The organism is Pararhizobium sp. DWP1-1-3 (genome assembly GCF_049896125.1).
Taxonomy (GTDB): Bacteria; Pseudomonadota; Alphaproteobacteria; order Rhizobiales; family Rhizobiaceae; genus Pararhizobium.
In genome coordinates this window covers 137,795-158,997 of record NZ_JAFCTR010000004.1, presented here as the reverse complement: position 1 = coordinate 158,997, position 21,203 = coordinate 137,795, and the positions used below count along the sequence as shown (strand labels likewise).

Sequence of the window (21,203 nt, the reverse complement as noted above, 5' to 3'; positions counted from 1 at the left end):
TCAGTTCCTCACTTCATCAGTCTGTTTGTGCGGCACGCCTATGCGAGCGGCAGCGCCGATCGTCTTGCCCTTCACCAGTGGCTGCCCTTTCACAAGTGGTTGGGAGCGCTCGAAATTCGCGCCGGCGACCGCATTGCCGATGATCACCATCACCGGGCCATCCAGTTCGTCGCGATATTGCAGGTCCGGCAGATCCTTCAGCGTGCCGTGCAGCAGCTTGCGCCCGGCGCGGCTGGCATTTTCCACCACCGCAACCGTGGTCTCAGCCGGCAAGCCGGCCTCCATGAGGCGGGCGGCAACGGACGCGGCAACGGTGCGGCCCATATAGACGGCAATGGTGGTGCCGGAAATGGCAAGACGCGCCCAATCCGGCAAAACATCTCCGGTCAGGTCGTGACCGGTGGTGAAGATCAGCGACGATGCGACCCCGCGCAGCGTCAGCGGCAATTCGAAATCGGCCGCAGCGGCAAAAGCGGAGGTTATGCCGGGCACGATCTCATAAGTGATACCAGCCTCGCGCAGCGCGGCCATTTCCTCGCCGGCGCGGCCATAGACCAGCGGATCGCCCGATTTCAGCCGCACGACGCGCTTGCCGTCCTGGCCGAGCCGTACCAGTAACTGGTTGATCTCGTCCTGCGATTTCGAATGGCAGCCCTTGCGCTTGCCGACCGACAGGCGTTCGGCGTCACGGCGGCCCATATCGACGATCGCCTGCGGCACCAGCGCATCATAGACGATGACATCGGCTTCCATCATCACGCGCTGGGCGCGTAAGGTCAAAAGGTCCTCGGCACCCGGACCGGCGCCGACCAGCCAGACATGACCGGGAACACGGTCGACCGACTGCAGCAGCCGCGATGCCTCGCGGCGGGCTTCGGCCACGTTTCCGAGCGATACCTGATCTGCGACCGGGCCTGAAAAGAACCGGCGCCAGAACACGCGGCGGGAAACACCGCGCGGCAAAACACGGTCGGCGGTATCGCGATAAGCCTGCGCCAGCGATGCAAGCGCACCAAGAGACGGGGAAAGCAGCTGATCGATCTGCGCACGGATCATCTGGGCGAGCACGGGACCTGCGCCCTCCGTGCCGATGGCGACGGCGACAGGCGCGCGATTGACCAGTGCGGGCGTCAGGAAATCGCAGAATTCAGGTTGATCGACCGCATTGGCAGGGATTTTCTGGGCGCGGGCTGCCGCAACAATCAGGCGATCCTGCGCGGCGTCGCCGGTGGCGGCAAACACCAGCGTTGCGCCATCGACCTGACCTGCCTCGAAGGGCTTCTTCACCAGTTCGACCGCGTTGGTTGACAGGAAAACGGCAAAGCCGGCTTCCGGCTCATCCGCATAGGCAACAATTCTGGCCTGCGTGTTCAAAAGCAGCCGGACCTTGGCGAAAGCCTCGTCGCCATTGCCAAAAACCGCCACACATTTCTGCGCAACGCGGAAGAAGGCCGGAAAGACGGTCAGTTGCTCGGTCATAACGTGGAAATCTGATCCTGTTACAGGTTCTGCGGAATATCTCTTTTATACAGTGAAAATTGAAGAAACAGAAATTCCGATGCCTTTGCGGGCGGATATTCTTTTGCTCGACTTCAGCATAAATTGAGCAAATATCACCGGCCAGGGGCGTGTTGCAACAGTCTACCCGAACGGCGACGCGGCATTGCCTATTCCAGCCGATATCCGTTAAATGCCACCATTGCCAAAGTCTGGAGCCCTGTGCTGATGAAGAATTCTGCCCTTGCAGACCGCCTGCTGACCGTCATCGAAACGGATATCCTTCCCCTGACGGAGAAAGGCGTGGCTGCCGGAAACAAGGTTTTTGGCGCAGCGATCCTGCGCAAGTCGGATCTGTCGCTGGTGATCGCAGAGACCAACAACGAGACGGAAAATCCGCTCTGGCATGGCGAAGTGCATACGCTGAAGCGCTTTTACGAGCGCGCGGAAAAACCCGACACCAAAGAGCTGATCTTCCTCTCGACCCATGAGCCCTGTTCGATGTGCCTGTCGGCGATCACCTGGGCCGGCTTCGACAATTTCTATTATCTGTTCAGCCACGAGGATTCGCGCGACGCTTTTGCGATCCCGCATGACCTGAAAATCCTCAACGAGGTCTTCCGGCTCGACCCCGGCGGTTATGCCAAGACCAACGCCTTCTGGCGGTCGTCCTCGATTGCCGATCTGGTAGCGACGTCGGATGAAGCCGGCAAAGCAGCCCTTCGGGCACAGGACCAGCGCATCCGCGCAAGATATCAGTCGCTGTCGGAGACCTACCAGTCCGGCAAGGACGACAACGCCATTCCGCTGAATTGAGCCCCATGCAGCCCTCCAAGGACATCACCCGTCTGCTCGACATCATGGAAGCCCTGCGCCAGCCGGAGACCGGCTGCCCCTGGGACATCGTCCAGACCTTCGAGACCATCAAGCCCTATACGTTGGAAGAAGCCTATGAGGTTGCCGACGCCATCGAGCGCGCCGACATGGACGATCTCTGCGACGAGCTCGGCGATCTGCTGCTGCAGGTGGTTTTTCATGCCCGCATGGCTGAAGAAGCCGGCAATTTCGCCTTTGGCGATGTGGTCGAGGCGATCACCCGAAAAATGATCCGCCGTCATCCGCACGTGTTTGCCCGGTCCGATGTGAACACGCCCCAGGCCGTGAAACTGCAATGGGACGAAATCAAGCAGGCGGAAAAAACCGAGCGCCGCGAGCGGCGGGCAAAGCGCGGCCTGCCGGAAGATGTCAACAAAGGGCATCTCGGCTCCGTTCAGCGCAGCTTTCCGGCACTGGTCGAGGCGTTGAAGCTGCAGGAACGGGCAGCCAAGGTCGGTTTCGATTGGTCGTCGCCCGAACCGATCCTCGACAAGATCGAGGAAGAGATCGCCGAACTGCGGGAGGCCCTTGCATCGAACGACAAGGCAAAGGTAGCGGACGAACTTGGCGACCTGATCTTCGCCGTCGTCAATATCGGCCGCCATGTCGGCGCCGATCCGGAAATGGCATTGCGCGGCACCAACACCAAATTCCGTCGCCGTTTCGCGCATATCGAGACGGAACTGGAGACGGCTGGAAAAACGCTGGAGGAAGCCACGCTGGAGCGGATGGAAGAGCTCTGGCAGGCGGCCAAGGCGATCGAGCGGCAGCTGAGTTAACTGTTCGTGCGCAAGTCAGCTCTGAGGCTCTGAAATCGGGGAAGCCTACCCCCCTCTGTCACTGCGTGACATCTCCCCCTCAAGGGGGGAGATCATTCTTTCCTCACCAGCCTCAATGTCAGGCAGGCGCAATAGATGCGGCCAATCTCCCCCCTTGTGGGGGAGATGTCGGCGTCGCCGACAGAGGGGGGTAGCCTCCTCGATCCCGTTAATAAACTACCATTCCTGCGCCGCCGCCTTCGGGCCATTTCCGAGACGACGATCCAGTTCTTCCGATTCGCTTGGCGTCATGCGCAGATCAAGGCTGACGGAACCATCTTCCAGGTCTTCCCGGCCATCGACCATCGTATGTTCGTAAACCCATGACAGCAGCTGCAGCTTGTTGGCCGGCAGCACGACGTTGCATTCCATCAGGACGCCGGACAACCGCTTGTTGATCTTGTCAAGCAGGTGATCGACACCCTCGCCGGTCACGGCTGACACAGCGACGGTATTTTCGCTGTTTTCGGCCTTCTGGACGAGGCTTTCATGGGCTTCGGAATCCAGCAGGTCGATCTTGTTCCATATCTCGATGATGCGCTCGGAGCGCGCCTTCTCGTCGATGCCGAGGTCTTCAAGAATACGCACGACATCCTGCGCCTGTACCTGATTGTCCGGATCGGCGAGATCACGGACATGCAGGATCAGGTCGGCTTCCAGCACCTCTTCCAGCGTCGCGCGGAAGGCGGCAACCAGATGGGTCGGCAGGTCAGAGATGAACCCGACGGTATCCGACAGCATGACCATGCGGCCATGCGGCAGCTTCATCCGGCGCAACGTCGGATCGAGCGTTGCAAACAGCATGTCTTCGGCGAGAACGCCGGCACCGGTGATGCGGTTGAACAATGTCGATTTGCCGGCATTGGTATAGCCGACGAGGGCAACGATCGGATGAGGCACCTTCTTGCGCTTGGCGCGGTGCAGCTGACGGGTGCGACGCACCTGCTCCAGCTCCTTCTCGAGCTTGACGATCTTTTCCTGCAGCAGCCGGCGGTCGGCTTCGATCTGGGTTTCACCCGGACCACCCATGAAGCCCGCACCACCGCGCTGGCGTTCCAAGTGGGTCCAGCTGCGAACCAGACGGCCCTTCTGGTAGTTCAGATGCGCAAGCTCGACCTGCAGCGTACCTTCCTTGGTGGAAGCGCGGCGGCCGAAAATTTCGAGAATGAGACCGGTCCGGTCGATGACCTTGCAGTTCCATTCCTTTTCCAGGTTGCGCTGCTGAACCGGGGTCAGCGGATGATCGATGATGACAAGCCCGGCATTGTGCTCGCTGAGCAGATGGCCGATCTCCTCGATCTTGCCGCTGCCGAGCAGCGTGCCCGGCTTCGGCTGGGCGACAGGCACGATCATGCCGTGCACGACTTCGAGATCGATGGCGAGCGCGAGCCCGATCGTCTCTTCCAGCCGGCTTTCGTCGCTGCGCGTCGAAGTCGCGGCAATGATGTCTGCATTCTGTCTGCCGGTCTTTTTCAGGACCGGGACGATGACGACAGCGCGCATATCATCACGCAGCTTTTCAAGCTCCGGGATGATCGACGCCGATTTTGTATCACGTTTGGTAATGTGTCTTGTATCCCGTCAGGATGCGGATTCTTCGCTCTCGAACATCTGCATCGGCTGGCCCGGCATGATTGTCGAGATTGCGTGCTTGTATACGAGCTGCGAATGCCCGTCACGCCGCAAAAGCACACAGAAGTTGTCAAAAGACGTGACAACGCCCGTCAGTTTCACACCATTGATAAGAAAAATTGTCAGAGATATCTTCTGCTTGCGGACCGTGTTGAGAAAAAGATCCTGCAAGTTCTGAGAACGTTCCGCCATAGCGCCGCTTCTTTCTTATTGTCCGGTCCGATTTAACCGGTTGATTATACGATCTGAATAGCCCGAACGCTGAAAAAACTGGTCTTTAAAGCGTCCCCCCGGATTTGGTATCAAATCGCGGTCTTTTCCGCAATGTCGAAAAAGGCTTCACGAATTTTCTGTGACACGCTGCCCGGATGGCCATTGGCGATGGTTTTACCGTTAACGGCAACGACGGGAAAACAGATGCTTGTGGCTGCCGTAATGAAGACTTCGCGCGCCTCCAGCATGTCTTTGACGGAAAAAGCCTGTTCAACAATTTCCAGCCCGATCGCAGCGGTGACATCCTTCAGCGTCGTCCGGGTAATGCCGCGCAGGATGCCGTGCTCCGCATGACGGGTCCGCAACCGGCCGTCCCTGTCGACGATCCAGACATTGGTCGCCGCCCCTTCCTTCACCGTGCCGTCGGCATCGACAAAGATCGCCTCCTGGGCGCCCTGCTCCTTGGCGGCCTGGCGTGCCAGCACATTCGGCAGCAATCCGACGGACTTGATATCGACGCGGTCCCAGCGGTTTTCCGGAACGGTAATCGCACTGATGCCGGCGGCGTTCTTCCTGGCGATCACCGACGCATCGGTTCTTTTCGCCGTGACCACGATCGTTGACGGTGTATCGGCCGCAGGAAAGACATGGTCGCGGCGTGCCGCACCGCGCGTCACCTGCAGATAGAACATACCGTTCCTGACCCGGTTACGGCGCACGACCTCGCGAATGACCAGGATGAGCGCCGTCCGCGTCATCGGCCAGGCCATCCGCAGCTCGCTCAGCGACCGGTCCAGCCGGTCGAGATGGCGGGTCAGATCGACGATGAAGCCGTGGCGAATCTCGCAGACTTCATAGACGCCGTCGGCGAGCTGGAAGCCGCGATCCTCGATATGAACGGCAGCTTCGGTATGGCGCTGGTAGGCACCGTTGACATAGGCAATGCGCGACATGGACGACCTGTCTTACAAGGATAATACTATGGTTAGACACCGAGCGATTTCAGTTTGCGATGCAGCGCCGAGCGCTCCATGCCGACGAACTCGGCGGTACGGGAAATATTGCCGCCGAAACGGTTGATCTGGGCAATCAGGTAATCCCGCTCGAACATTTCACGCGCCTCCCGCAACGGCAGCGTCATGATGTGATGGTCGCCCTGCGTCGAAATCTTCGGCAGACTATCACCGACCTCGCTCGGCAGCATGTCGGCCGATATCGCCGTATCGGGACCATCACTGCGGGCGAGAATCATCAAGCGCTCGATATTGTTGCGCAACTGCCGGATATTGCCCGGCCAGCCGTGAGATTGAAGTACCGCCAAGGCATCATCGCCGATCTTGCGGGTGCGAATACCCGCCTGCTCGCTGATCTGGCGCATGAACATATCGACCAGAAACGGAATATCCTCTCGCCGTTCCGCCAGCGGCGGCACACGAACAGGAATGACGGCCAGGCGGTGATAGAGGTCCTCGCGAAAAGCGCCTTCGGCGATCTGGCTTTCGAGATTGTACGCTGTCGATGAAATGATGCGGACATCGACCTTGACGCGCTTGGAGCCCCCAACGCGCTCGAATTGCTGATCAACGAGGACGCGCAGGATCTTGTTCTGCGTCTCACGCGGCATTTCACCGACTTCGTCGAGATAGAGGATACCGCCATGGGCCTCTTCAAGCGCGCCGGTCTTGCGCGGCTGACCCGGGGTTCCCTCGGTGCCAAACAGCGCCATTTCCATGCGATCGGGGGTGATCGCCGCAGCATTCAGCGCCACGAACGGTCCGCCTGCCCGCGAGGACTTGCGGTGGATCATCCGGGCAACCAGTTCCTTGCCGGAACCCGACGGGCCATGGATCATGATGCGGCTGTTGGTCGGCGCAACCTTCTCGATCGTCTGGCGCAGCTGCGACACGGCAACGGAAGTCCCGATCAGCTCGACGGGATCGCCCGAGCGTTTCTTCAGCTCGGAAACTTCCCTCTTCAGCTTGGAGTTTTCCAACGCCCGCTCGGCAATGAGAATCAGCCGGTCCGCCTTGAACGGCTTTTCGATGAAGTCATAGGCACCGCGCCGGATCGCCGAAACCGCGGTCTCGATATTGCCGTGCCCGGAAATCATCACCACCGGCAGGTCCGGATAGCGGCTCTTGATCTCGTCGAGCAACGCCAGGCCATCGAGACGGCTGCCCTGCATCCAGATATCCAGGAAAACGAGGCGCGGCACGCGATCGCTGATGGCGGCAAGCGCGCTGTCACTGTCGAACGCTGTGCGGGTTTCGTGCCCCTCGTCGGACAGGATGCCGGAGACGATTTCGCGAATGTCTTCTTCGTCGTCCACAACCAGAATGTCAGCGGCCATAGGAAGTATCCTTGTCTTGTCTGTCTTCGTTGCCGCTGCTCTGTCCAGCCCGCGGCAAAATGATGCGAATCATCGCGCCCTGGCCACGATCGAAATCGGCCGGCGCGTCATGCAGTTCCAACTGCCCACCGTGGTCCTCGATGATCTTCTTGACGATGGCGAGACCAAGGCCGGTGCCTTTTTCACGCATGGTCATATAGGGTTCGAGAATGCGATGGCGATTTTCGGTCGGCAGTCCCCGGCCATTGTCGATGATATCGATGACGAACTGGCCGGTCGTCTCATTCAAACGCGACCGCACCATTACCTTGCGATCGCCGCGAACGGCGTCCGCAGGCAGGGCCTCGATCGCCTCGACCGCGTTCTTGATGATGTTGCCGAAGGCCTGACCGAGCATGCGGCTGTCGAACGTCCCGTCGAGCGGTTCCTCGCCGAGGTCGCGAATGAAGGTCACATGGGTATTGCCCATCTCCCGCAGGAAGATCGCGTCCTTCAGGATATTGCGGAGATCAGCCTTCTCCTTGGTCGGCTTCGGCATCCGCGCGAAACCGGAGAATTCATCGACCATACGGCCGATATCCTCGACCTGGCGAACGATCGTATCCGTACACTGATCAAATACCGCGCGGTCGTCCTGATTGATCTGCTTGCCATACCGGCGCTTCAGCCGCTCGGCCGACAGTTGGATCGGCGTCAACGGGTTCTTGATTTCATGGGCGATGCGACGCGCCACATCGGCCCAGGCGGTCGAGCGCTGGGCGATGACGAGGTCGGTAATGTCATCGACGGTAATGACGTAGGAATCCTTGGCATCGTGCGATTCCTCGCGCGTCACCTGAACATTCAGCGTCCGCTCGGTGCCGCCGCGCATGATGTTGATCTGCTTGCGGTAATCGTTGCGATGGCGGCTGGCGGCCTCACTGAGGACCTGTTCGATCTCGGGCGCCACATCGGCAAGCCTTTCACCCACCAGTTCCAATGTCGTACGCGACAGGAAGTGCTCCGACGACGGATTGGCGATGGTGATGCGCCGGTCGTCCTCGACGCCGATCACGGCTGCCGTCACGCCGGAAAGCACCGCCTCGATGAAACGGCGCCTATCATCCATCTCGTCCTTCGCCTCGAGGATCTGGTCGCGCTGCGTGCGGATTTCGGCGATCATCTTGTTGAACGTGCGCGACAGGCTGCCGACATCCCCGTCCACCGCATGCACAGGAACGATGACATTCAGGTTGCCGCTCGCAACGCTATCGGCTGCGCCGATCAGAAGCCGGATCGGTCGGACGATCCGGTCAGCGACCGCGATAGCCGTCCAGATAGCAGCCAGAAGCACGATCAGCGCAAAACCGAGATAAAGCACCCCGAATGCCACCTGCAGCGATGTGCGGCCTGCCTCCAGGTTTTTGTATTCGGCGGTATTTTCCTCCATCAGCCGCATCGAGCGCATGACCTTCGGATCGACGCTGCGGACGGTGTAGAGATAGGCACCCTCGATATTGTCGATCGGGATAATCGCACCGACGAGATTGGTTACCCCTGGAGGAATAAGGGTCGGCTGCCCGGATACCGTGCTCAGCAGCGCATCCTTCGGAATGGCCGGCAGCGGCCGCTCCGTCGGGATATTGGCCTGGAGGATCGGCGAACCATCGCCACGCACGAGAAAGGCGCCGAGCATGCCGCGGCCGCGGGCCTGCCGCGTCATCAGTTCAATGAAGCCGGTGCGGTCGAGGCTGTAGAGCTGGCGGTTGCGCTCCAGGTCATTGGCCATGGAGACGGTCTGCCCCTGCAGATAGCTGGCATTTTCGAGCATATAGGCCTGCGCCACATCGAGCGAGGAACTGACGATCGACTGTGTGCGCAACGAAAACCATCGATCAAGACCGACGTCGAGCGTGATGCTGGCAAAAATTGCCACCAGAATGGCAGGCGTGATCGCGACGATCGAAAACAGCGCGACGATGCGCACATGCAGGCGGGCAGCCGCCCTGCCGCGGTTACGAGCCTTCAGCAGGCGCAGGATTTCCCGGCCGATCAGAAATAGCAATCCGATCACGAACAGCGCGTTTATCGCCGCCGAGCCGATGATGATATTGGTCTCCGGCTTGATAGGCGTCAGCCCGAGAAGAATCAGCAGCGATACGATCGCGCAAAACAAAGCCCCGGTCGCCAGCACAAGGCCCGGCAACGCGAAAGATGCGCGCCGGTCATGGCCGGCCACGGCAACGTCTTCTTTCACCAGTGGCACAATCAGCCCTTCGGCCATCAAAAAAGCATCCCCGTCCCGCCTCGCCTTCTATGGGAAAGCAGCGGACATATTACGCGCCGTGGTCAAGAAATGACCGCCATGACCCGATCGACTCACTGCTTGCAAAGGCAAAGAGGCCAGATCCGGCGGATGACGAGCGGAAAGACTCAGCCGTCACCCGTGTGCTTTCTAAGCAACATATTGTGGCGAAAATGCAACGGTTGTGGGTGCCGAGTCAAGCGCTGCGGGAGCTCCGGTAGACTGATACACCAAGTTCACGGATTTTCTTGCGCAAGGTGTTCCGGTTGAGGCCAAGCAGGTCGGCTGCCTTGATCTGGTTGCCGCGGGTTGCCGTCAAAGCAGCCAGTATGAGCGGATATTCCATTTCGGCCAGCACGCGGTCATAAAGGCCTGCCGGCGGCAACCCCTCGCCGAAACCGGCAAAATACTGCCGCATGTTCTCTTCCACAGCCTGCGAAATCGACATCGACCCGGAGCGGCTCGATGCCTTCTCGATCGGACTGTCGGGAATGTCGGAGCGCAATTCGCTTTCGATGATTTCACGGGTGATGACGTCCTGCGGATAGAGGGCCGTCAGGCGGCGCACGACGTTTTCGAGCTCGCGGACGTTACCGGGCCACGGATGCGCCTTCATCAGTTCCAGCGCTTCCTGATCAAAGCGCTTGACGTCGAGCCCTTCCTTTTCGGCCTGCTGGACGAAATGACGGACGAGATCGGGAATATCCTCGGCGCGATCGCGTAGCGGCGGCAAGCGTAGCGGCACGACGTTGAGGCGGTAATAGAGATCTTCGCGGAACAGACCCTGGTTGATCGACTGCTTCAGATCCTTGTTGGTTGCCGCGACGATGCGAACATCCGAGCGGATCGGCGTGCGGCCGCCCACGGTGGTGTATTCGCCCTGCTGCAGCACGCGCAGCAGACGCGTCTGCGCATCCATCGGCATGTCGCCGATTTCGTCGAGGAACAGCGTGCCGCCCTCGGCCTGTTCGAACCGGCCGGTCGAGCGGTTCTGCGCGCCGGTAAAGGCGCCCTTCTCGTGACCAAACAATTCCGATTCGATCAGGTCACGCGGGATGGCCGCCATGTTGATGGCGACGAAGGGGCCGTTGCGGCGCTTGCCGTAATCGTGCAGCGCCTTGGCGACCAATTCTTTGCCGGTGCCGGATTCGCCGGTGATCATCAGCGTCAGATCGGTCTGCATCAGCCGCGCCAGAACCCGGTAGATTTCCTGCATGGCGGCAGAGCGGCCAACCAGCGGCATACCATCCTGCGGGTCGTCTTCCAGCTTCACCGGCTTGCGCCTGGGCTCGGCCAGCGCCCGGCCGATGATGGCGATCAGTTCGGTCAGGTCAAAAGGTTTCGGCAAGTAATCGTAGGCACCTTTTTCCGAGGCCTTGATCGCCGTCATGAAGGTGTTCTGGGCGCTCATCACCAGCACCGGCAGATCCGGCCGCGCCTTCTTGATCCGCGGCAAAAGATCGAAGGCATTCTCGTCCGGCATGACCACGTCGGTCACGACGAGATCGCCGTCGCCAGCCGAGATCCACCGCCACAGCGTTGCTGCGTTCGAGGTGATGCGAACGTCGTAACCGGCGCGGCTGAGCGCCTGGTTGAGAACGGTACGGATGGCAGCGTCGTCGTCAGCGACGAGGATGGTGGCGCCAGTCATCGGGATTGTCCTTTTATGATGGTCAGTGGCTCGCTGTCTTCGGCCGTAGGCCCTTTCGAAGCGGGCATCAGAACGCGAAATGTCGTGCGGCTCGACTGGCTGTCGCATTCGACGATGCCCCCATGGCCACCAATGATCTTGGCGACGAGGGCAAGGCCGAGGCCGGAGCCATTGGTCTTGGTGGTGATGAACGGATCGAACAGATGCGGCACCAGATCGGAGGGCACGCCCGGCCCGTTGTCGTGGACGCAGAATTCGAGCGGCAGCGAAATCTTTTCCCGCGTTCCGGCAACCGACAGGCGGATACCCGGCCTGTAGGCCGTCGTCAGCATGATCTCGCCGTCCGGCTTGTCGGCAACCGCTTCCGCCGCGTTCTTGATCAGGTTGAGGAAGACCTGGATCAACTGGTCGCGATTGGCATAGACCGGCGGCAAGGATGGGTCGTAATTCTCGGTGATCCGGATTTTTCGGGCAAAGCCGGCCTTAGCAATGGCTTTTACATGATCGAGCACCGAGTGGATATTGACCGGATGGCGATCGACTGGCCGCTCATCGGAAAACACTTCCATGCGATCCACCAGCGACACGATCCGGTCGGTCTCGTCGCAGATCAGCCGCGTCAGCGCCCTGTCCTCGTCATTGACGGATGTTTCCAGCAGCTGGGCTGCACCACGGATACCCGACAGCGGGTTCTTGATCTCGTGGGCAAGCATCGAGGCAAGGCCGGTGACCGAGCGGGCCGCCGCCCGGTGGGTCAGCTGGCGGTCAATCTTGTCGGCCATCGAACGTTCCTGAAAGACGATCACGACGGACCCAGGCTCCGACAGGACCGGCGCCACATAGAGATCGACGAGCTTGTCGGCACCGAGCCGCGGCGAGCTTAGATCGACCCGGTATTCGTTGACAGCCGCACGCCGTTCGCGGACCTGCTCGATCAGCGTCAAAAGCGGGCTGCCGAACGGAATGAAGGCGCTGATGTCGTGGCGGGCGAGATGATTGGCGCTGGCGCCAAAGAATGCCTCCGCTTCCCAGTTGGCAAAGGCGACGAGACCGTTTTCATCGACGAGGATCACCGGATTCTGGATGGCATTCAGAACCGCCATCGGCAGCGAATTGACCGCCCTCCGTTCCTCGTCGCCCATTTTCTCGGTCATGCCGCATCCTTTTGTTCGACGAGGCCAGCCCCGGCCGCAATGGCAGCCACAGCGCCGGACAGGGCGGTGGCCGCGGCAGTGGAGGTCATGATTGCCGCCTTCTCCTGCGCTGCGAGTTGCGGCGCAAACCGCCCAAGATACCAGCCGAGATGTTTTCGCGCATGGCGAAGGCCGATATCGGCTCCGTAGAAGTCCAGCATCATGCCGTAGTGCTCGGAAACGATATCCGCGATCCCTCGTGCATCCGGATGCTCGACCCCACCGGCGAGCACGCCGGCATGCCAGGGGCGCCCCTGGCTGGAGCGACCGATCATCACCGCATCGGCGCCTGAGCGCCTGAGAATCTCGTTGGCATCGTCGCGTGTTGCCACATCGCCATTGGCGACCAGCGGTACGGAGATCACCTCGCGCACGGCGCGGATCGCATCCCAATCGGCGGTGCCGTTGTAGAACTGCATGCGGGTGCGGCCGTGAATGGTGATCATCTGGACGCCAGCGTCTTGCGCCCGCTTGGCAATCAGTGGCGCGTTGATGGAGTTTTCGTCCCAGCCGAGCCGCATCTTCAACGTCACCGGAACATCAACCGCCTTGACCGTCGCCTCGATCAGCGACAGCGCGTGATCCGGATCGCGCATCAGTGCGGAGCCGGAATAACCGCCCGTCACCTTCTTGGCCGGGCAGCCCATATTGATGTCGATGACATCTGCGCCATTGTCGGCGGCGATCTTTGCCGCTTCCCCCATCCAGTACGCCTCGCGCCCGGCCAACTGAACCATATGCGGATCAATGCCGGAACTCTTCAGCCGCGACCAGCTTTCAGATGCATTGCCGACCAGTTCGCGGCTTGCTACCATTTCGGTCACGACGAGGCCTGCGCCGAACCGCCAGGCCAACTGCCGGAAGGGCAAGTCCGTCACGCCTGACATCGGCGCAAGCACGACGCGGTTCCTGAAGGAGAGCCGGCCAACCCGAAACGGGGATGACAAATCCGGTATCTGCAAATGATTATCTTTCGGGCACATCTTTATTCTGCACTATTTTTAGACATACTTGGCGGGCTTGCCAAGCGATTTCAGAGCTCTACGACAAAATTCTCGGGACAACTGGTAAAGCCCACCCCTTCGCGGTAAATCACCACTACGAATTGAAGCACCGCCTGCCGAGCCGGCATGCGCCTGGTGTTTGACGAAGACTGGAGCGAAAGACCCGCCCGTACACTTGGTAGCGGGCCGGGCAGCGACCTATTTGCAGGAACCCATATAGAAGATGCGCGCAAAAGAACAGTTTTCCTGTGGTGTCGTCATTGTCGCTGCCGGCCGGGGTGAACGCGCCGGTTCGCTGCAGGATGGACCGAAGCAATACCGCACCATCGGCGGGCTGCCGGTTATGACCCATACGCTTAACGTTTTTGCGATATGGCCGCGGGAAAAGACGATTGTGGTCGTCATCCATCCCGATGACGAAGCCCTTTTCATTCAGGCGTGCAGCCGTGTTTCCGGCGATACTTCGAACATTACATTCGTCCATGGCGGGCCGACGCGGCAGCTTTCGGTGCTGGCGGGACTGAAGGCGCTGGAACAGTCCGGCGTCACCCATCTGATGATCCATGATGCAGTCCGGCCGTTCATCGACCATGCGTTGCTCGAGCGCTGTGTCTCTGCACTGACCGAGGGTGCCGACGCCCTCCTGCCCGCCATTGCGGTTGCCGATACGTTGAAGCGTGGCTCTGCTGACGGAAAGGTTGTGGAGACGGTGCCGAGGGTGGGCCTTTACAGCGCCCAGACGCCCCAGTGCTTTCGCTTCGCATCGATCCTGGAAGCGCACATGAATGCCGCCGTCTCCGGCCGCTCGGATTTTACCGACGACGCCTCGATTGCCGAATGGGCCGGAATGCCGGTGACGCTGATCGAGGGGTCGGTGGACAATGTAAAACTGACGATCAAACGGGATATCACCATGGCCGATGAAAAACTGAACCGGAACGCGCTTCCGGACGTGCGAACCGGCAATGGCTATGACGTGCATCAGCTGATCGACGGCGACGGCGTGACGCTCTGCGGTATCTTCATGCCGCATGACCAGACGCTGCTTGGCCACTCCGATGCCGACGTCGCCCTGCATGCCTTGACCGACGCTCTGCTCGCCACCTGCGGTGCCGGCGATATCGGCGATCATTTTCCACCGTCCGATCCACAGTGGAAGGGTGCCGCGTCGCGCATTTTTCTCGAACACGCGGCCAAGATCGTTCGGGACAATGGCGGCACAATCATGAATGCCGACGTTTCGCTGATTGCCGAGGCACCGAAGATCGGCCCGCACCGGCAGGCGATGCGCGAAAACCTTGCTGATATGCTCGGTATCTCGCTGGACCGCTGCTCGGTGAAGGCAACGACAAACGAGAAAATCGGCTTCATCGGCCGCCGCGAAGGCATTGCCGCAATCGCCACGGCGACGGTTGTCTATGCTGGAGGCATCAAATGAGTGGCTGGCCGAATGATATCGAAGCCAAAGCAGGCATGTTGATCGCGGAATTTTCAAAACGTGGGCTGATGATCGCCACGGCTGAATCCTGCACCGGCGGCCTGATTACCGGTATCCTGACGGAAATTCCGGGCTCCTCATCGGTGGTCGATCGCGGCTTCGTCACCTATTCCAACGATGCGAAGATCCAGATGCTCGGCGTCCATACCGCAACACTTGAAACGCACGGCGCCGTATCGCGCCAGACGGCGATCGAAATGGTGCGCGGCGCGCTTGGCCATTCAAAGGCGGATGTGGCGGTTGCCGTGACCGGCGTTGCCGGTCCGGGCGGCGGATCGGACGAAAAGCCGGTCGGCCTTGTGCATCTGGCGGCAGCCAGCCGGAACGGCGCGGTGCATCACCGCGAGATGCGCTATGGCGACATCGGCCGCGACGCAGTCAGGATGGCAACGGTGCGCACGGCACTCGATATGCTGGAAGAGACGGCAGGAAGCTGAGCTTGTACTACGCCGTCGCGTAGATCGTATCGGCACGTTTCTCGAAGGCTTCGGAAAACATCCGGAATGCCCGGTCGAACATCGAGCCCATCAGGGCGCCGAGAATACGGCTCTTGAATTCGTAGTCGATGAAGAAGTTGACGGAACAGCCGCCCTCTCCCATCGCTTCGAAACTCCAGCGATTGTCGAGATACTTGAACGGTCCATCGATATATTTGACGTCGATGATGCGCTCTGCCTTGTTCAGCAGAACCTGCGTGGTGAACGTCTCGCGGATCGCCTTGTAGCCAACGGTCATATCCGCGACGAGCAGTTCCTTGCCGTCACGTTCCTTGCGCGAACGCACCGTCAGGGCCTCGCAAAGCGGCAGGAATTGCGGGTATTTTTCAACATCGGCAATGAGGTCGAACATCTGGTCGGGTGAATGCTTGACGGGGCGGCGGGTCTCGAATTGTGGCATGGCGTTTCAGATATTCAATGATGTGCGGAAAAACAAGATGGCATGCCGCCACACCTTATTGACCACATGAACCGGACGTTACGTCAGGCAGGGCCATTTTGCTGCGTGACGTTACGATAGGCGTTGATGACGGCTTGTGCTGAAATATCGGCTTGTGCTGCATCCGTCTGGTAATTGCTGAAGGACAGCCGCATCACCTGTCTTTTCCGCCAAAGCGCCCCGGCGGCAAATGCGGTGCCGTCTTGCTGCAGACGTGCAATCGTCCGTCTGGTCGCGGTGTCGGCATCATCGGCGGACATGTCGGTGCCGAAGCGGACAATGACCTGGTTGAGAACGACGCTGTTGACAATCTCGATGCCGGGTTCTTTCGCCAGCCTTCCGCCAAAGACAAAGGCCGCTTCGCAGTTTCGGTCGATCAATGCGGCAATGCCGTCACGCCCAAGATGCTTGATCATCGACCAGGTTGGAAATCCCCGCGCCCGTCGCGACAGCTCGGGCACGTAATGCGATGGGTCGCGCTCGCCCTGCGCAACCAGCGGCAGATAGCTTGCGGCGATGGACATTGCACGGCGATGCGCCAGTTCGTCGCGGACGATCGCATAACCGCAATCATACGGCGTTTGCAGCCACTTGTGGCCATCGGTTGCCCAGCTGTCGGCCAAGCCGACGCCTGCCGTCAGGTTTCGTTTTTCCGGGGACGCTTGAGCCCATAGCCCGAACGCGCCATCGACATGAACCCAGGCGCCATGCGATTTTGCGATGGGAATGAGTTTGGCGAAAGCGTCGCAGTCCCCGGTATTGATCTGCCCGGCCTGCAGGATCGCAATGGATGGGCCATCGATCGACCTGAACGCCTCGGCGAAGGCCTCGGGTACCATTCGCCCCTGATCGTCTGTCGCCACCCGCAAGACACGGTCATGGCCGAGCCCCAGAAACTGCAGGGCTGAAAATATCGTGGTATGCGCATCATCGCCGATGACGACCGTGATCTGCGGCGCGCCGAACAGGCCTTGGCTATCCGCATCCCAGCCGACTACGCGCAGCACCGCACCGCGCGCGGCCGCAAGACAGGTGAAATTGGCCATCGTCGCGCCGGTGACGAAACCGACTGAACTGTCTCGCGGCAAGTCGAGCAAGTCCAGCAGCCAGCGTGCGCACACCGCTTCGACGGCAGCGGCCGATGGAGCAACCACGTGATTGCCGGTATTCTGCCCCCAGGCCGATGTCAGGAAATCGGCGGCGACGCCTACGGGATGAGATCCGCCCATGACCCAGCCAAAAAACCGGGGCCCCGTCGGCATGTGCAAACCGGGCTCTGCCTTGTCAACCAGTGTATCGAGCACATCGCCGGCCGACGATCCGTGTTCCGGCAGTTCCTCGGAAAATGCGGTGAAAGCTTGAGAGTAGTCCCGTAGCGGCCGTTGTGGCCTGTCACCGGGCGAGTGCCGGAATTGCGCCGCATAGGCGGCAGCCTTGAGGAAAAGTGCACCGACATCCATGCCCGTCTCCCAGGATTTTCTGCCCCACGCCTGGTCGAAGAATAGATGGAACTGTCGGCTGCTTCAAGGACGGCGAAGTTGTGCCTGCAGGCTTCTCGTGTCGGCATGCGACCGGACAACGAACACAGGCACTTCAGAACCGTAATCCGCCAGATTCTGCTCGATCTCCGGGCTTTCCGTCTTCTCGAAATTCCAGATGTATGACAGGAACTCGAGCGTCAGGCGCTCCGGGCAGTTCTTGGCCATTTCCGGTCGCGTCCTGCCGCGAAATCGCAGCCAGCGGCTGACGACTCCATAGAGTGAAACATGACGGCGCGGCCGCATCCAGATGACGAGATCGGTGCGCGGCAGGCGCAGCGGCAAGGTGCCGGGGCTTGTGCCGTCCATGATCCACCGCGGCCGGGCCACCGCCCGCTCGACGATCTCAAGCGCCTCGCCCCTCGGGCGCTGCGTCCATCCCGGCATCCAGAAAACGTCGCGGTCCATGGAGACATAGGGAAGCGTAAACAGCACGGAAAGCGCCTGCGCCAATGTGCTCTTTCCGCTACCGGAACAACCGATCACGAGAACACGATCGGCGGTGCGAAGGGCCGCCGCCGCCTGAACAACGTTCAAAAGCCTATCGGACATTTGCAAATTCCTGCACGCGTTCGGTCAGAGCATCGATGTCCCGCCGGCTCTTAAGCGTCAGCACCGGCATGTCCGGTGCGTGCCGGTCGAGCATATTGACGATCACGGGAGAAATGCGCCGTTCGAAATTCCAGATATAGGAGAGAAATTCACGATCAGGCAATTGTTCAGGGCAGCCCGGCGCCACATCGGGACGCACGCGGCCAAAGCTCGATGCAACGCGACAGACAAGCCCCCAGAGGCAAACCAGGCGCGGTAGGCGAACCCAGATGACCAGGTCCGTTCGTGGAAAGCGCAGGTCAAATGTCGATGGGCCGCTGCCGTCCATGATCCAGCGATCCTGCGCAACACTGGCCGCGATGAGCACCCGCTCTTCAACCTTCGGCCGCTTAACCCAGCCCGGCAACCAGAAAAAATCCCGGTCCATCGAGATGTAGGGCAGATTAAGTTTTGCAGAGAGTTTTCTCGAAAGCGTGCTCTTGCCGCCGCCGGAGCAGCCGACCACCAGGATGCGGCGCGCCGTCTGCAGGATCGGCAAAACATCCTCGATTTCCGGGATATAAGACGGCATCACGGCTCCCAACAGCGAAGCCGCGCACCATAGAGTTCAAATTCGGATTGGCAACGTCTGGATGATTATCCGGCCACGGCCAAAAGCTTTTTCTCGCGGTTTGCCTTCAGCCGCGCAAAATCGTCGCCGGCATGGTGCGACGAGCGGGTGAGCGGGCTGGAGGCGACCATCAGGAAGCCCTTGGTATAGGCGACCGTCTCGTAGGACTTGAACTCTTCCGGCGTGACAAAGCTCATCACCTGATGGTGCTTGCGGGTCGGCTGCAGGTACTGGCCGATGGTCAGGAAGTCGACATCGGCGGTTCTGAGGTCGTCCATCAGCTGCAACACTTCGTTGCGCTCTTCGCCAAGGCCGACCATGATGCCCGATTTGGTGAACATCGTCGGATCGAGTTCCTTGACCCGCTGCAAAAGGCGGATCGAGTGGAAATAACGTGCACCGGGACGCACCGTCAGATAATTGCCCGGCACGGTTTCCATATTATGGTTGAAGACGTCAGGCTTGGCGGCAACGACGCGCTCCAGCGCACCGGGCTTCTTCAGGAAGTCGGGCGTCAGAATTTCGATGGTCGTCAACGGCGACGCGGCGCGAATGGCCCAGATCACCTTTTCGAAATGCTCGGCGCCGCCGTCGGCCAGGTCGTCCCGGTCAACCGAGGTGATGACCACATGCGACAGGCCCATCTGCTTGACGGCCTTGGCGACGTTTTCCGGCTCGGCCATATCCAGCGCGTTCGGCTTGCCGGTGGAGACGTTGCAGAAGGCACAGGCGCGGGTGCAGATCTCGCCCATGATCATGAAGGTCGCGTGCTTCTTGTCCCAGCACTCGCCGATATTCGGGCATCCCGCCTCTTCACAGACCGTGACGAGCTTGTGCTCCTTTACGATCGATTTGGTTTCGGCATAGCCTTTCGAGGTCGGCGCGCGGACCCGTATCCATTCCGGCTTGCGCAGCATCTCGGTATCGGGCTTGTGGGCCTTTTCCGGATGACGGATACGCGGAGCGTTGGGATCGAGAGTGGTGCGGTCGAGGATCGTGACCATCAATGGCTTCCAATTTTGCTTCAAGCGCAACAGCGCGCCCGTCAGGGCCGGATAGAATGGCCCGCCTTTTCAGATGGAGGCGAGCCCTAGCACAATCAAGCGTTCAGCGCACGTCCGTAGGCATCGAGCACGCTTTCCTTCAGCGTCTCCGAAATCGTCGGATGCGGGAAGATCGTGTGCATCAGGTCTTCTTCGGTTGTCTCAAGGTTCATGGCGACGACGAAGCCCTGGATCAGTTCGGTGACCTCAGCGCCAACCAGATGCGCGCCGAGCAATTCGCCGGTCTTCTTGTCGAAGATGGTTTTCACCAAACCCTGATCTTCGCCAAGCGCGATCGCCTTGCCATTGGCAACGAACGGAAAACGTCCGACACGGATGTCGCGGCCTTCCGCCTTTGCCTTGGCTTCGGTCAGACCAACCGAGGCGACCTGCGGGTTGCAATAGGTGCAGCCCGGGATCTTCAGCTTGTCCATCGGATGCACATTCGGCAGGCCGGCGATTTTTTCGACGCAGATGACCGCCTCGTGCTCGGCCTTATGGGCGAGCATCGGCGGGCCGGCGACGTCGCCGATCGCGTAAACGCCCGGCACGTTGGTCTTGCCGTAGCCGTCGATGACGATGCAGCCACGGTCGGTCTTGACGCCGAGCGCCTCGAGACCGAGGTTTTCGATATTGCCCTGGACGCCGACGGCCGAAATCATCCGGTCGGCCGTGATCTTTTCGACCGAGCCGTCCTTCTTCTCGACATGGGCGGTGACAGAATTGGCTGATTTTTCGACCTTCGTTACCTTGGCATCGAGGATGATCTTCATGCCCTGCTTGTCGAACTGCTTCTTGGCGAAGGCGGAGATTTCCGCATCCTCGACCGGCATCACTTGGCTCATCAGTTCAACCACGGTCACATCGACGCCCATGGTGCGGTAGAACGAGGCGAACTCGATGCCGATGGCGCCGGAGCCCATGACCAGCAGCGATTTCGGCATTTCCTCCGGTTTCATCGCCTCGAAATAGGTCCAGATCAGCTTGCCATCCGGCTCGATGCCCGGCAGCGCGCGCGGACGGGCGCCGGTAGCAACGATGATGTGCTTGGCGGTATAGGTGCCCTCGCCCAGCGTGTTCTTCGGGATCGGTCCCTGCGGCTGGACGATCGCCTTGGTGGTCTTGGCAACGACGATCTCGTTCGGCTTGGTGAGCTTGGCCTCGCCCCAGATGATATCGACCTTGTTCTTCTTCATCAGGAAGGCGACGCCGCCGTTCATGCGCTCGGCAATGCCGCGCGAACGCTTGACGATCGCCTGCAGGTCCGGCGAGATCTTGCCTTCGAGCGTCAGGCCGTAGTTCTTGGCATGCTCGGCAAGGTGAAGCACTTCGGCGGAGCGCAGCAGCGCCTTGGTCGGAATGCAGCCCCAGTTGGAGCAGATGCCGGCCAGATGCTCGCGCTCGACCACGGCGACCTTCAGGCCCAGCTGTGCTGCGCGGATGGCCGCGATGTAGCCGCCGGGGCCGGAACCGATGACGATGACGTCGTAGGAATTTGCCATTCTTGT

19 protein-coding genes are annotated in these 21,203 nt (G+C 60.3%); 4 read left to right on the top strand and 15 right to left on the bottom strand.

The features are described from left to right. Window positions 1-1,479 carry a siroheme synthase CysG gene (gene cysG, locus ACP7BS_RS11830; protein ID WP_426238269.1) on the bottom strand — a complete coding sequence of 493 codons (1,479 nt, stop codon included), beginning with the start codon at window positions 1,477-1,479 and terminating at the stop codon, window positions 1-3. A 246-nt stretch (window positions 1,480-1,725) separates the two neighbouring features. Here cysG and ACP7BS_RS11825 point away from each other — a divergent pair, with 246 nt between their 5' ends. Both ACP7BS_RS11825 and mazG read left to right on the top strand, forming a co-directional pair. After that, window positions 1,726-2,313, top strand: coding sequence for a deaminase (locus tag ACP7BS_RS11825; protein WP_426238268.1), 588 nt, complete (start codon window positions 1,726-1,728; stop codon window positions 2,311-2,313). 5 nt (window positions 2,314-2,318) lie between these two features. Continuing rightward, window positions 2,319-3,152: a nucleoside triphosphate pyrophosphohydrolase gene (mazG, locus tag ACP7BS_RS11820; RefSeq protein WP_426238267.1), complete on the top strand. Its 834-nt coding sequence runs from the start codon at window positions 2,319-2,321 to the stop codon at window positions 3,150-3,152. 216 nt (window positions 3,153-3,368) lie between these two features. On the opposite strand, the gene hflX is transcribed toward mazG, so the two are convergent. The 8 genes from hflX to dusB all read right to left on the bottom strand — a co-directional run bounded on the left by hflX (window position 3,369) and on the right by dusB (window position 13,497). Next, a complete protein-coding gene (gene hflX, locus ACP7BS_RS11815) occupies window positions 3,369-4,694 on the bottom strand; it encodes a GTPase HflX (RefSeq protein ID WP_426238266.1) in 1,326 nt (441 codons plus the stop codon). Window positions 4,695-4,772: 78 nt separating this feature from the next. Next, entirely contained in the window at window positions 4,773-5,015 is a 243-nt protein-coding gene (gene hfq, locus ACP7BS_RS11810; RefSeq protein ID WP_018325164.1) for an RNA chaperone Hfq, read from the bottom strand. Window positions 5,016-5,125: 110 nt separating this feature from the next. Further along, window positions 5,126-5,989: a D-amino-acid transaminase gene (locus tag ACP7BS_RS11805; protein ID WP_426238265.1), complete on the bottom strand. Its 864-nt coding sequence runs from the start codon at window positions 5,987-5,989 to the stop codon at window positions 5,126-5,128. A 32-nt stretch (window positions 5,990-6,021) separates the two neighbouring features. After that, entirely contained in the window at window positions 6,022-7,386 is a 1,365-nt protein-coding gene (locus ACP7BS_RS11800; RefSeq protein ID WP_426230163.1) for a sigma-54-dependent transcriptional regulator, read from the bottom strand. Continuing rightward, window positions 7,376-9,649 carry an ATP-binding protein gene (locus ACP7BS_RS11795; protein WP_426238264.1) on the bottom strand — a complete coding sequence of 758 codons (2,274 nt, stop codon included), beginning with the start codon at window positions 9,647-9,649 and terminating at the stop codon, window positions 7,376-7,378. The genes ACP7BS_RS11800 and ACP7BS_RS11795 overlap by 11 nt, the downstream gene beginning before the upstream one ends. Window positions 9,650-9,866: 217 nt before the next feature. After that, complete coding sequence (gene ntrC, locus ACP7BS_RS11790; RefSeq protein ID WP_113315674.1) at window positions 9,867-11,321, bottom strand: nitrogen regulation protein NR(I); 1,455 nt, start codon at window positions 11,319-11,321, stop codon at window positions 9,867-9,869. Further along, entirely contained in the window at window positions 11,318-12,475 is a 1,158-nt protein-coding gene (locus ACP7BS_RS11785) for a two-component system sensor histidine kinase NtrB (protein ID WP_426230161.1), read from the bottom strand. Before ACP7BS_RS11785 ends, ntrC begins: the two co-directional genes overlap by 4 nt. After that, a complete protein-coding gene (gene dusB, locus ACP7BS_RS11780; RefSeq protein WP_426238263.1) occupies window positions 12,472-13,497 on the bottom strand; it encodes a tRNA dihydrouridine synthase DusB in 1,026 nt (341 codons plus the stop codon). The genes ACP7BS_RS11785 and dusB overlap by 4 nt, the downstream gene beginning before the upstream one ends. A 244-nt stretch (window positions 13,498-13,741) precedes the next feature. Here dusB and ACP7BS_RS11775 point away from each other — a divergent pair, with 244 nt between their 5' ends. Further along, window positions 13,742-14,956 carry a bifunctional 2-C-methyl-D-erythritol 4-phosphate cytidylyltransferase/2-C-methyl-D-erythritol 2,4-cyclodiphosphate synthase gene (locus ACP7BS_RS11775; protein WP_426238262.1) on the top strand — a complete coding sequence of 405 codons (1,215 nt, stop codon included), beginning with the start codon at window positions 13,742-13,744 and terminating at the stop codon, window positions 14,954-14,956. Further along, entirely contained in the window at window positions 14,953-15,453 is a 501-nt protein-coding gene (locus ACP7BS_RS11770) for a CinA family protein (protein ID WP_426238261.1), read from the top strand. The genes ACP7BS_RS11775 and ACP7BS_RS11770 overlap by 4 nt, the downstream gene beginning before the upstream one ends. A gap of 7 nt (window positions 15,454-15,460) precedes the next feature. Here the strand turns inward: ACP7BS_RS11770 and ACP7BS_RS11765 are convergent, their stop codons facing one another. The 6 genes from ACP7BS_RS11765 to lpdA form a co-directional block, all read right to left on the bottom strand. Continuing rightward, window positions 15,461-15,913 carry a type II toxin-antitoxin system RatA family toxin gene (locus ACP7BS_RS11765; protein WP_426238260.1) on the bottom strand — a complete coding sequence of 151 codons (453 nt, stop codon included), beginning with the start codon at window positions 15,911-15,913 and terminating at the stop codon, window positions 15,461-15,463. 83 nt (window positions 15,914-15,996) lie between these two features. Continuing rightward, the gene (locus tag ACP7BS_RS11760) at window positions 15,997-17,412 is read right to left on the bottom strand and encodes a pyridoxal phosphate-dependent decarboxylase family protein (protein ID WP_426238259.1); all 1,416 of its coding nucleotides are present in this window, start codon (window positions 17,410-17,412) and stop codon (window positions 15,997-15,999) included. 63 nt (window positions 17,413-17,475) lie between these two features. Further along, on the bottom strand, window positions 17,476-18,042 hold the full coding sequence (locus tag ACP7BS_RS11755; RefSeq protein ID WP_426238258.1) for an AAA family ATPase: 567 nt from the start codon (window positions 18,040-18,042) through the stop codon (window positions 17,476-17,478). Then, window positions 18,032-18,613: an AAA family ATPase gene (locus ACP7BS_RS11750; protein WP_426238257.1), complete on the bottom strand. Its 582-nt coding sequence runs from the start codon at window positions 18,611-18,613 to the stop codon at window positions 18,032-18,034. The genes ACP7BS_RS11755 and ACP7BS_RS11750 overlap by 11 nt, the downstream gene beginning before the upstream one ends. A 65-nt stretch (window positions 18,614-18,678) precedes the next feature. After that, window positions 18,679-19,656, bottom strand: a complete 978-nt coding sequence (gene lipA / locus ACP7BS_RS11745; protein WP_426126144.1) for a lipoyl synthase — start codon at window positions 19,654-19,656, stop codon at window positions 18,679-18,681. Window positions 19,657-19,751: 95 nt separating this feature from the next. Continuing rightward, window positions 19,752-21,197, bottom strand: coding sequence for a dihydrolipoyl dehydrogenase (gene lpdA / locus ACP7BS_RS11740; RefSeq protein WP_426238256.1), 1,446 nt, complete (start codon window positions 21,195-21,197; stop codon window positions 19,752-19,754). Window positions 21,198-21,203 lie beyond the last annotated feature (6 nt).